The 13,177-nt window shown below is 73.6% G+C and carries 2 pseudogenes; both read left to right on the top strand.

The features are described from left to right. Window positions 1-123: 123 nt before the first annotated feature. Window positions 124-8,667, top strand: a pseudogene (locus ACXN5W_RS19735) (type I polyketide synthase); the annotation flags it as partial. Between the two features lie 349 nt (window positions 8,668-9,016). After that, window positions 9,017-13,150, top strand: a pseudogene (locus tag ACXN5W_RS19740) (type I polyketide synthase); the annotation flags it as partial. Window positions 13,151-13,177: the final 27 nt, after the last annotated feature.

The following is a 13,177-nucleotide window of genomic DNA, read 5'->3' on the forward strand; positions in this document are numbered from 1 at the left end:
TCGACGGCGGGCCACGGCCCGGGTGGGACGCCATCGGGCCACGCCCCGAAGGAGACGGCCCCAGGTCGTGCCCTGGACGGGACGCCGTCGGGTCGCGGCCCGGAGGGGACCGCACCGATGGACGACGGGAAGCTCCGCGAATACCTCAAGCGGGTGACCCTCGACCTGCGCCGGACCCGCCGGCGGTTGCAGGAGATCGAGGAACGGGAGCGCGAACCCGTCGCCATCGTGGGGATGGCCTGCCGGTTCCCGGGCGGGGTGACCTCACCGGAGGAACTGTGGGAGCTGGTCGTCGCGGGTACCGACGCCACCGGAGACCTGCCCGGTGACCGTGGCTGGGACCTCGACGCGCTCTACGACGCCGACCCGGGGCGCCCCGGCACCTCGTACGCGCGCCGTGGCGGCTTCTTGGCCGGGGCGACCGAGTTCGACGCGCAGTTCTTCGGCATCTCGCCCCGCGAGGCACTGGCCATGGACCCGCAGCAGCGGCTGATCCTGGAGGTCGCCTGGGAGGCGCTGGAACGGGCCGGCATCGACCCGACCGGTTTGCGGGGCAGCCAGACCGGCGTCTACGTCGGGCGCAACGACCAGGAGTACGGCACGCCGATGCAGCGCGCCCCGGAGGCGGTGGCCGGGCACCTGCTCACCGGCGGCCTGGGCAGCGTGCTGTCCGGGCGGATCGCGTACGCACTCGGGTTGGAGGGGCCGGTCGTGACCGTCGACTCGGCCTGTTCCACCTCGCTGTCGGCGCTGCACCTGGCCGCCCAGGCGATCCGGAACGGGGAGTGCTCCCTCGCGCTGGCCGGCGCGGTCACCATGCTGGCCACCCCGGGGATGCTCGTGGAGTTCAGCCGGCAGCGCGTGCTCGCCCCCGACGGCCGGTGCAAGCCGTTCTCCGCCGACGCCGACGGGATGGGGGTGGCCGAGGGCGTGGGGGTGCTGGTACTGGAGCGGCTGACCGACGCCCACCGGCACGGCCACCGTGTGCTGGCCGTGGTACGCGGCTCGGCGGTGAACTCCGACGGCGCCAGCAACGGGCTGACCGCGCCCAACGGCGCGTCGCAGCAGCGGGTGATCCGGCAGGCGCTGGCCGCCGCGCAGCTCTCGCCGGGGCAGGTGGACGCGGTGGAGGCGCACGGCACCGGTACCCCGCTCGGCGACCCGATCGAGGCGCAGGCGCTGTTGGCGACCTACGGGCAGGGTCGACCGGCCGACCGTCCACTGTGGCTGGGCTCGGTCAAGTCCAACCTCGGCCACACCCTCGCGGCGGCCGGGATGGCCGGCGTGGTCAAGATGGTGCTGGCGCTGCGCCACGGGCGGCTACCCCGTACGTTGCACGCCGACCGACCGTCGCCGGAGGTGGACTGGTCCACCGGGGCGGTGCGACTGCTCACCGAGCCGGTGACCTGGCCGGAGACCGGCGAACCACGACGCGCGGCCGTGTCGGCGTTCGGGGTCAGCGGCACCAACGCGCACGTCATCCTGGAACAGGCCCCCGAGCCGCCGCCCGGGCCGGCGGCTGTCGCCGTACCCCCGCAGGTCCTGCCCTATCCGGTCTCGGCCCGTAACGATCCGGCGCTGCGGGACCGGGCGGCCGCGCTGCGCGGCCTGCCGGCCGGGCCCGACCTGGCGCTGTCGCTGGCGGCCACCCGCGCCGCGATGGAACACCGCGCGGTGGTGGTCGCGGCCGGGCCGGCGGAACTCGACGCCGGGCTCGCCGCGCTGGCCGGCGGCGCTCCGGCGGCGCAGGTGGTCCGGGGTACGGTCCGGCCGGGCGGCCGGACGGTCTTCGTCTTCCCCGGCCAGGGCGCCCAGTGGGTGGGGATGGGCCGGGAGCTGCTGGAGACCTCGCCGGTGTTCCACGACCGGTTCGCGGAGTGCGAGCGGGCCCTCGCGCCCCACCTGGACTGGTCGCCCCGGCGGGCGCTGGCCGACCCGGTCGCGCTGGAGCGGGTGGAGGTCACCCAGCCGCTGCTGTGGGCGGTCATGGTGTCGTTGGCCCGGCTGTGGCAGGCACACGGGGTCGGCCCCGACGCGGTCATCGGGCACAGCCAGGGCGAGGTGGCCGCCGCCTGCGTCGCCGGCGCGCTGTCCCTGGACGACGGCGCCCGGGTGGTCGTGGCGCGCAGCCGGGCGCTGGCGCAACTGCCGCCCGGTGGCGCGATGGCCTCGGTGGCGCTGCCGGAGGCGGAGGTCACCGCCCGGCTCGCCCGCTGGGCCGGGCGGCTCTCCGTGGCCGCCGTCAACGGCCCGTCCTCGGTGGTGGTGTCCGGGGACGCCGACGCCTGCCGGGAGCTGGTCGCCGGGTGCGACGACGAGGGGGTACGGGCCAAGCTGATCCCGGCCGCCCAGGCCGGGCACTCGGCCCGGGTGGAACCGTTGCGCGCCGACCTGCTCGCCGCGCTGGCCCCGATCACCCCTCGGGCCGCCACGGTGCCGTTCTATTCGAGCGTCACCGGCGATCCGCTGGACACCACCGGGCTCACCCCGGACTACTGGTACGCCAACCTGCGCCAACCGGTGCGGTTCGCCGGGGCGGTCCGCACGCTGCTCGACCGGGGCCACCACACCTTCATCGAGGTGGGCACGCACCCGGTGGTGACCGCCGGCATCGAGGAGACCGCCGAACTCGCCGGGGTCGACGCGGTGGTGGTGAACACCCTGCGCCGCGACGACGGCGGGCTGCGCCGGTTCGTCACGGCGCTCGCCGAGGCCCACGTCACGGGGGTACGGGTGGACTGGGCGGCGACCTTCGCCGGCACCGCCGCCCGCCCGGTGGACCTGCCGACGTACCCGTTCCAGCGGCGCCGGTACTGGTTGGAGTCCCTCACCGGCGCCCCGGACGACACCCCGCGCGACCTGCTGGGCCCGGCGCTCCCCCGACCCGACGCCGACGGGCACGTGCTCACCGGGCAGGTGTCGGTCCGTACCCACCCGTGGCTCGCCGACCACGCCCTCGGCGAGACCCCACTGCTGCCCGGCACCGCGTTCCTGGACCTGGCGCTGCGGGCCGGGGCCGAACTCGGCTGTGCGCGCGTCGACGAGCTGACCCTGGAGGCGCCGCTGCCGCTGCCGGCCGGCACCGTCGTACGGCTCCAGGCGGTGGTCGATGGCGCGGATGGCACCGGTCGGCGCCGGCTGGCCGTCTACTCGTTGCCCGAGGCCGCCGGTCCGGAGGTGCCGTGGACCCGGCACGCGGTGGGAACCCTCGCGCCCGCCGACGACCCGGCCGCACCGGTTTTGCCGGTTTCGTCGACCTCGCCGGTTTCCTCGGTCCCGCCGGTTTCCTCGGTCCCGCCGGTTTCCTCGGTCCCGCCGGTTTCCTCGGTCCCGCCGGCCGCCGGGTGGCCGCCGGCGGGGAGTGCCGAGGTGGACCTCACCGACCGTTATCCGAGCCTGGCGGCCCGGGGCTACCGGTACGGGCCGGCCTTCCAGGGTCTCCGCGCCGCCTGGCTGGACCCCACCGGGGTCTACGCCGAGGCGGTGCTTCCGGCCGACGCGGCCGACGACCTCGACCGGTTCCTGCTGCATCCGGCCCTGCTCGACGCGATCCTGCACGCCTTCGGCCTCGACGCCCCCGACGACCGTACGCTGCTGCCGTTCGCGTTCACCGATGTCCGGCTGTCCGCGACGGGCGTCTCCGAGCTGCGCGCCCACCTCGTCCGGGTGGGCACCGACGCCGTCTCCGTCCAGCTCACCGACGGGGCGGGCAACCCGGTCGGGGCGATCGGGTCCATCGCGTTCCGCCCGACAACCGTGCGGCGGTCCACCCGCGACCCCAACGCCGCGCTGTTCCGGGTGGAGCTGACGCCGGTTGACGTACCGGCCCGGCTGCCCGGCGGGGGATGGGCGGTGCTCGGCGGGGAGCCGTCCCTGCTCGCGGACCTCGCCTCGGCGGGCATCGAGGCGGTTGCGTACCCGGATCTCGACGCGCTGTCCCGCGCCGGAGCGGTGCCGGCCACGGTGCTGACTCCGGTACCGGTGGTCGACGGGCCCGACCCCGACGCCCCCGACCCCGACACCCCCGGAACCGTGCGCGCGGTGACGACGGAAACACTCGGCCTGCTGCGACGGTGGCTCACCGACGAGCGCTTCGGTGCGGCCCGGCTGGTGCTGGTGTCACGTGGCGCCGGTCTGGCGGAGGCGGCGGCCCGGGGTCTGGCGCGCGTCGCTCAGCTTGAGCATCCGGGCCGGCTGGTCCTGGTCGACGCCGACGGCCCGGTACCGCCTGCCGCCCTCGGGCTCGACGAACCGCAACTGGTGATCCGGGCCGGTGTGGTCCAGGCACCGCGCCTGGTCCGGGTACCGCCGGCGGTCGGAGGGACGGCGCCGGTCACGGCGGCGCCGGCCGCGACCGGCGCCGTCCCGTGGGGCCCGGAGGGCACCGTACTGATCACCGGGGGTACCGGTGCGCTGGGCCGGCTGGTGGCTCGTCATCTGGTGACCGAGCACGGCGTCCGGCACCTCGTGCTCGCCAGCCGACAGGGTTCGACCGCCTCGCTCGACGAGCTGACAGCCGAGCTGACCGAGCTGGGCGCCCAGGTCACCGTGGCGGCGTGTGATGTGGCCGACCGGGCGGCGCTGGCCGGGCTGCTCGCGGAGATACCCGCCGCGCATCCGCTCACCGGGGTGGTCCACGCGGCGGCGGTGCTGGACGACGGAGTGCTGGCCGCCCAGTCACCGGACCGGCTGGCGACCGTGCTGCGCCCCAAGGTCGACGCGGCCTGGCACCTGCACGAGCTGACCCGGCACCTGGACCTTGCCGCGTTCGTGCTGTTCTCGTCCATCTCCGGAGTACTCGGCAACGCCGGGCAGGCCGGCTATGCCGCGGGCAACGCCTTCCTCGACGCGCTGGCCGAACGGCGACGTTCCGAAGGGCTGCCGGCGACCTCGCTCGCCTGGGGCACCTGGGCGGGCAGCGACAAGGTCGTCGCGCTCGCCGGTGCCGATCGGGCCCGGCTGGCCCGTACCGGGATCGTCCCGCTCTCGCCAGAGGACGGACTCGCCCTCTTCGACGCGGCCGTCGGCGCGGGGTCGGTGAACGTGGTGCCGGTGGCGTTGGACCTCGGCGCGCTGCGCCGGCTCACCCCCGGGCAGGTCCCGGCGCTGCTGCGCGGCATCGCCCCGGCGGGTCCGGACCGGCGTGCCGGCGACGGGTCACGGCCGGCGACCGGCGACGGGTCGTTCGCGGCGACCAGCGACGGGTCGTTCGCGGCGACCACCGAACTGGTGCTGGCCGAGCTGCGGGTGGTGCTCGGCTACGACGGGTCGGACGCCCTCGAACCGGACCGTAACTTCAAGGATCTCGGACTGGATTCGCTGACCGCGCTCGAACTGCGTAACCGGCTCGCCGCCGCAACCGGGCGCCGGCTCCCGGCGACACTGGTTTTCGACTATCCGTCCCCGGCCGCGGTGGCTGGGTTCTTGACGGGTGCGGCTGTTGGGTCTGGGTCTGGGTCTGGTGTTGGTTCGGGTTCGGGTTCGGGTTCGGGTTCGGTCGATGGTTCGGTTGCTGGGTCCGGGTTTTCGGCGGGTTCTGGGTCTTCGGCGGAGCCGGATCCGGTGGTGATTGTGGGGGTGGGGTGTCGGTTGCCGGGTGGGGTGGGTTCGCCGGCTGAATTGTGGGATCTGTTGGTGTCGGGTGGGGAGGTGGTGTCGGGTTTCCCGACCGATCGGGGTTGGGACCCCGGATTGTCCGGCGTGGGTGTTGGGGTGGGCGGGTTCCTGGATGACGTGGCGGGTTTCGATGCGGAGTTCTTCGGTATTTCGCCGCGGGAGGCGTTGGCGATGGATCCGCAGCAGCGGTTGTTGTTGGAGGTGGCGTGGGAGGCGTTGGAGGACGCGGGCGTTGATCCCGGTTCGTTGCGAGGGACCAACACCGGCGTCTACGTCGGCGCGATGAACGACAACTACCTCGACCTGCTACGGGATTACGGCGATCTGGAGGGCTACCGAGGCACCGGAAACGCCGGCAGCGTCAACTCGGGTCGCCTGTCCTATGTGTTTGGTCTTGAGGGGCCGGCGGTGACGGTGGATACGGCGTGTTCGTCGTCGTTGGTGGCGTTGCATCTGGCGGTGCAGGCGATCCGGGCGGGTGAATGTGATCGCGCCCTGGTCGGTGCCGTCACCGTCTCCGCGACGCCGTTCACCCATGTCGAATTCAGTCGGCAGGGCGCGCTCGCCCCGGACGGTCGGGTGAAGGCGTACATGGACTCGGCGGACGGAACGGGTGTCTCCGAGGGTGTGGTGGTGTTGTTGGTGGAGCGGTTGTCGGTGGTGGTTGGTCGTGGTTTTGGTGGTGGGGTGTGGGGGGTGGTTCGGGGTTCTGCGGTGAATCAGGATGGTGCGTCGAATGGTTTGTCGGCGCCGTCGGGGGTGGCGCAGCGGGGTGTGTTGCGGGGTGCGTTGGTGTCGGGTGGGTTGGTGGCGGGGGATGTGGATGTGGTGGAGGGGCATGGGACGGGGACGCGGTTGGGGGATCCGGTTGAGGTGGGGGCGTTGGTGGATGTGTATGGGGTGGGTCGGGGTGTGGGTGGGGATTTGTTGTTGGGTTCGGTGAAGTCGAATGTGGGTCATACGCAGGCGGCGGCGGGTTTGGTGGGTGTGGTGAAGGTGTTGTTGTCGATGCGGTTTGGGTTGGTGCCGGGGTCGTTGGGTGTGGGGGTTCCGTCGGGGTTGGTGGATTGGGTGGGTGTGTCGGTGGTGCGGGGGTTGGTGGGGTGGCCGGTGGTGGGTCGGGTGCGGCGGGCGGGTGTGTCGTCGTTTGGGATTTCGGGGACGAATGCGCATGTGATTGTGGAGCAGGCGGCTGCGGGGTTGGGTCGTGGTCCGGTTTTCGGTTCTTCGTTGTCGGGTTCTGTTTCGGATTCTGATGGTTCTGGTTCTGCTGTGGTGCCTGCTGGTTCTGTTGTTCCGGCTTCTGACGGTTCTGGTTCTTCGGGTTTGCCGGTTGCGGTGGTGTTGTCGGGTCGGTCGGTTGGTGGGTTGCGGCGGTTGGCGGATGGGTTGGCTGAGGTGGTGGGCGGTGGCGGCGTGTCGCTGGGTGATGTGGCGTTTTCGTTGGGCTGTCGGGGTGTTTTGGAGCGGCGGGCGGTGGTGGTTGCGGGCGGTGTGGGGGAGTTGACGGAGGGACTGGGGGTGGTGGGTTCGGGTGGGGTGTCGTCGTTGGTGGTGTCGGGTGGGCGGGTGGTGTCGTCGGGTTCGGGTGGTGTGGTGTTTGTGTTTTCGGGTCAGGGGTCGCAGTTGGTGGGGTGGGGTCGGGTTTTGGCGGGGGTGTTTCCGGTGTTTGGGGAGGTGTTGGGGTTGGTGTGTGGGGAGTTGGATCGGTGGTTGGATCGGCCGTTGTCGACGGTGTTGTTCGCGGATCCGGATCAGGGTTCGGGTTCGGGGTCGGGTTTGTTGGGTGAGACGGTGTTTACGCAGCCGGGTTTGTTTGCGGTGCAGGTGGCGTTGTTTCGGTTGTTGGGGTGGTTGGGGGTTGTTCCGGATGTGGTGGTGGGGCATTCGGTGGGTGAGGTGGCGGCGGCGTATGTGGCGGGGGTGTTGTCGTTGGGGGATGCGGCGCGGTTGGTGTGTGCGCGGGGCAGGTTGATGCAGGGACTGGACCCGAGCGGGGCGATGGCGGCGGTGGGCGCGGGTGAGGAGGCGGTGGCCGGGTGGTTGGCGGGTGTGGCCGGGGTGGAGGTGGCGGCGGTGAATGGGCCGGGGTCGACGGTGGTGTCGGGGGATGAGCAGGCGGTGTCGGGGTTGGTGGGGCGGCTGGCGGATGCGGGGGTGCGGGTGCGGCGGTTGGCGGATGGGCGGGCGTTCCATTCGGCTTGGGTGGAGCCGATGTTGGGGGAGTTCGCTGAGGTGGTGGCGGGAGTTGAGGTGGGGGTGCCGGGGTTGCGGATGGTGGCGACGGGTGGTGGGGAGGTGACGGACCCGGGTTACTGGGTGCGGCAGGCGCGGGGACCGGTGCGGTTCGCCGATGCGGTGGGTGTGGCGGTGGCGGGTGGTGGTCGGGTGTTCGTGGAGTTGGGCGGGGATGCGGTGCTGACGCCGATGGTGCGGGAGGTGGCGGCGGGTCTGGGGATGGCCGACGAGGTGGTGGCGGTGGGGCTGGGTCGGCGGGGGCGGGAGGAGTTCCGGGTTTTCCTGGAAGGGCTGGCGGGGGTGTTCGTGGCGGGTGGCCGGGTGGACTGGTCGCGGGTGAATGGGCATCGGGGAGGCGCGTGGGTTGAGCTGCCGGGGTATCCGTTCCAGCACGTCCGCTACTGGCCGGATCCCCCAGCGGCCATCCAGTCCGGTCCGGCCATCGGGTCCGGTCCGGCCATCGGGTCCGGTCCGGAAAGCCGGCTCGACCCCGCGTCGCCGGTGGACACGCCGGAACCCCAACCGGCGGAGTCGGCGGCCGGGAACGAACTGCTCGACCGTCTCACCGGGACACCGGCCGAGCGGGAGCGGGTCCTGCTCGACCTGGTACGCACCGAGATCGCCGTCGTGCTGGCGCACGCCAGCGGGGCGGCCATACCGCCCAAGCGGTCCCTGACGGAGCTGGGGTTCGACTCGCTCGCGGCGGTCTCCCTGGCCACCCGACTGAGTACCGTCACCGGGCTCACCCTGCCGGCGACCCTGGTCTTCGACCACCCGACCGCGGCGGCGGTGGCGGCCCACCTGCTGGCGTTGCTGACCCCGGAGCCCGAGACGGTGCTGGCGGCGGAGCTGGACCGGTTGCGCGCCGCCCTGCCCGACGGGGCCGACGACCCCGGCGTGCGGGACCGGGTCGCCGCCCAGCTCCGGGCGTTCCTCGCCGAGCTGGCCGTACCGGACGACCCGACCGGCCCGGATCGGGAGAGCACGGCGTCCGGGAACGGCACAGCGTCGCGGAACGGCACGGCGTCCGGGAACGGCACGACGCCGGGGAACGGCACGACAGCACCGGACCTGTCCGCACGCCTTGACGGCGCCAGCGACCAGGACATCTTCGCGTTCATCGACGCGGAGCTGGGCACGGCCGGCAGGAACGAGGACAGGGATGTCTGACGAGGCGAAGCTACGCGAGTATCTGAAGCGGGTGACGGTCGAATTGCACGACAGCCTCCGCCGGGCCCGGGACCTCGACGAACGCCAGCACGAGCCGATCGCCATCGTCGGGATGGCCTGCCGGTTCCCGGGCGGGGTGAGATCACCGGAGGAGTTCTGGCGCCTCATCGAGTCGGGCATGGACGCGATCGGCCCGTTCCCCACCGACCGGGGTTGGGACCTGGCGGCCATCTACCACCCCGATCCCGACCACCCCGGCACCTCGTACGTCCGGGAGGGCGGCTTCCTGGCCGACGCGGCTGACTTCGACGCCGACTTCTTCGGGGTGTCCCCCCGGGAGGCCCTGGTGATGGATCCGCAGCAGCGGTTGTTGCTGGAGGTCGCGTGGGAGGCGATCGAGCGCGCCGGTATCGATCCGACCAGCCTGCGGGGCAGCCGTACCGGGGTGTATGCGGGATCCGCCACGAACGACTACGCCACGCTGGCCGCCAGCGCGGGCGACGAGATGGCCGCGCACCGGCTGACGGCGACCGCCGGCAGCGTGCTGTCCGGTCGGCTGGCCTACTTCCTCGACCTCGACGGCCCGGCGGTCACCCTCGACACCGCGTGCTCCTCCTCGCTCACCGCGCTGCACGTGGCCACCCAGGCGTTGCGCCGGGACGAGTGCTCGCTGGCCCTGGTGGGCGCGGTGACCGTGCTGGCGACGCCCGACTCGTACGCGGATTTCAGCCGGCACCGGGGGTTCGCGGCGGATGGTCGCTGCCGGTCCTTCGCCGCCGCCGCGGACGGGACGGGTTGGTCGGAGGGTGCCGCCGTGTTGCTGGTCGAGCGCCTGTCGGACGCCCGGCGTCAGGGGCACCCGGTGCTGGCCGTGGTCCGGGGCTCGGCGGTGAACTCCGACGGGGCCAGCAACGGTCTCGCGGCACCCAGCGGACCCGCCCAGCAGCGCGTCATCGCCCGAGCGCTCGCCGATGCCCGGCTCGACCCCACCGAGGTGGACGCGGTGGAGGCGCACGGCACCGGGACCAGGCTCGGCGATCCCATCGAGGCGCAGGCCCTGATCAGCGCGTACGGCCAGCGGCGCCCATCGGACCGGCCGCTGTGGCTGGGATCGGCCAAGTCCAACATCGGTCATGCCCTGGCCGCCGCCGGGCTGGCCGGGGTGCTCAAGATGGTCCTGGCGATGCGCGCGGGGGTGCTCCCGAGGACGTTGCACATCGACGCGCCGACCCCGCAGGTCGACTGGACGGCCGGCACGGTCCGGCTGCTGACCGAGGCCCGGCCGTGGCCGGAGACCGGGCGGCCCCGCCGGGCCGGTGTCTCCGCCTTCGGTATCAGCGGTGCGAACGCCCACGTCATCCTGGAGGAGGCCACCGGGCCGGCCAGCACGCCCGGCTCGGCTGCCGGGCCCGGGAACGCCACCGAACCAGCCACCACGTCCGGCGGCGCCAGCGGACCCGACGGCACCGCCGCGCCCGAGGGTTCCACCGTGTCCGGCGATGCCGGCCGGTCCGACGGCGGGTTGGTGGCGGCGGTACGGGCCGGGTCGACCGGTCCCGTACCGCTGCCGCTCTCGGCGGTGACCGCGCCGGCCGTGGCCGACCAGGCGGCCCGGTTGCGGGCGCACCTGGACGCTCATCCGGAGCTGTCCGACGTCGATGTCGGGTGGTCCCTGGCCACCACCCGGACGGCTTTCGGGCACCGGGCGGTGGTGCTGGAGGACGGTTCCCGACGCGGGCTCGACGCGCTCAGCCGGGGCGAGGCCGCCGCCTCGGTACTGCTGGGCGTGGCTCGTGACCCGGGTGGCACGGTCTTCGTCCTCCCCGGCCACGGTTCACAGTGGACCGGGATGGCCCTCGACCTGCTCGCCGAGTCGCCCGTGTTCGCGGCCCGGTTCCGGGAGTGCGCCGCCGCGATCGAGCCGTACGTGGACTGGTCCGTCGTCGACGTGCTGCGCGGCGCGGCGGGTGCGCCGTCGCTGGACCGGGTCGACGTGATGCAGCCGGTGCTCTTCGCCGTGATGGTGGCGCTGGCCGAGCTGTGGCGGGCGTCCGGGATCGAGCCGGACGCGGTGGTCGGGCACAGCCAGGGCGAGGTCGCGGCGGCCTGTGTCGCGGGCGCCCTCACGCTGACCGACGCGGCCCGGCTGGTGGTGCTGCGCTCGCGGTTCATCGTCCGGGAGTTGACCGGCCGGGCGGCCCTGGCCTCGGTGGCGCTGCCGGCCGCCGAACTGGCCCGGCGGCTCGCCGGAACCCCGGACAACGCGGCGAACATCGGAACCCCGGACGGTGCGGCGGGTGGCGCCGGAAATCCGCACGGTGCGGTGAGCATCGCGGGGGTCAACGGGCCGGCCGCGGTGACCGTGGTCGGGGAGCCGGATGCGGTGACGGAACTGGTCGCCGCGCTGGTCGCCGACGGTGTCCGGGCCCGGGTCATCTCCGCTGGCGTCGCCTCGCACAGCCCGCTGGTCGAGCCGTTGCGGGAGCGGATGCTGGATCTGCTGTCCTTCGTCCGCCCGAAGGCGGGCCGGATACCGATCTACTCGACCGTGACCGGTGGTCGGTTGACCGGCGCGGAGCTGACGGCCGACTACTGGTTCCGCAACGTCCGGCAGCCGGTCGCCTTCGAACCGGCGGTGCGGGGCCTGCTCGACGCCGGTTTCCACACCTTCGTCGAGGTCAGCGCCCATCCCGTGCTGGTCGCGCCGATCGAGGAGACCGCCGAGGCCGCCGGGGTGGAGGTGCTGACCGTGGGCAGCCTCCGCCGGGGGGCCGGGAATCTGGCCCGGTTCCACGCCTCCCTCGCCGAAGCCTGGGTACGGGGAGTCCCGGTGCGCTGGTCCGAGGTGCTCGACGGGCGGCGGGTCGAGCTGCCGACGTACCCGTTCCAGCGTCGCCGTTACTGGCTCCGGGCCGGCGGCCCGGCGACCCGGCCGACCACCCCGGCCCCGGCCGGCCAGCGGGACGACGTTGCGGCCCCGGTCGGTGCGGCGGACGGTGTCCCGGTCCCGGCCGATCCGGCGGAGCGGGTCCCGGCCTCGATCGGGCCGGTGGCCGTCGGTGCCGTCCGGCTGTCCCGGCCGGACCGGGCCGGGCTGCTCGAACTGGTCCGGGCCGAGGTCGCCGCGGTGCTCGGGCATCCGGGCCCCGAGACCGTCGACGGGCACCGGCGGTTCCTCGAACTCGGCATGGACTCGGTCACGGCGGTGCAGTTGCGGCACCGGCTCGGCGCGGCCACCGGTACGCGGTTGCCGACCCGGATCATCCTGGACCGGCCGACCCCGTACGCCCTCGCCGAACATCTGGCCGACACCCTCACCGCGCCGGTCGAGTCGCCGGCGGGGCTGCTGGCCGAGCTGTGCCGGACCGCCCGCGACCGGGGGGCGAGTGACGAGTTCACCGAGCTGCTCGCCCGGATGGCCCGGTTCCGGCCGACCTTCTCGGCCCCCGGGCCCGCCGGCCTGGCCGAGCCGGTCCGGCTGACCGGTCCCGGCCCGGCGCCCGCACTGTTCTGCCTGCCCACGGTGCTCGCCACCGCCGGTCCACACCAGTACGCGCGGTTCGCCACCGGCTTCGCGGGCGATCGCGAGGTGGCCGCCGTGCCGATTCCCGGGTACCTGCCCGGCGAACCGCTCGCGGAGAACCTCGACGCGCTGGTGGCGACCCTGGTCCGGGCGGTGTGCGACGGTGCCGCCGGCCGGCCGTACGCGTTGGCCGGCTACTCCTCGGGTGGCCTGCTGGCGCAGGCGGTCGCGGGCGGGTTGACGGCGGCCGGCGTCCCGCCCGAGGCGCTCGTGCTGGTGGACGTGTACCGCCCCGACGGGCTGCCGGCAGCGCTGCGCGCCGTGCTGCTGTCGGGCATGGTCGACCGGCTCGACGAACTCGGCGCGCTCGACGACACCCGGTTGACGGCGATGGGCGGCTATCTGGCTCTGCTCGACGGGTGGCGGCCGGTGCCGGTGGCCGCGCCGACGCTGCTGGTCCGGGCGAACCGGCCGGTGCCCGGCTGGCCGGATGGCGACGACGGCTGGCGGTCCTCCTGGGACCTGACACATGCCGTCCTGGAAACCGAGGGTGACCACTTCACGCTCATCGAGGAACACGCGACCACCACGGCGCGGACGATCCGGCGTTGGTTGTCCACAGTAGAGGGG

The sequence above is a fragment of the Plantactinospora sp. A48 genome, assembly GCF_055793945.1.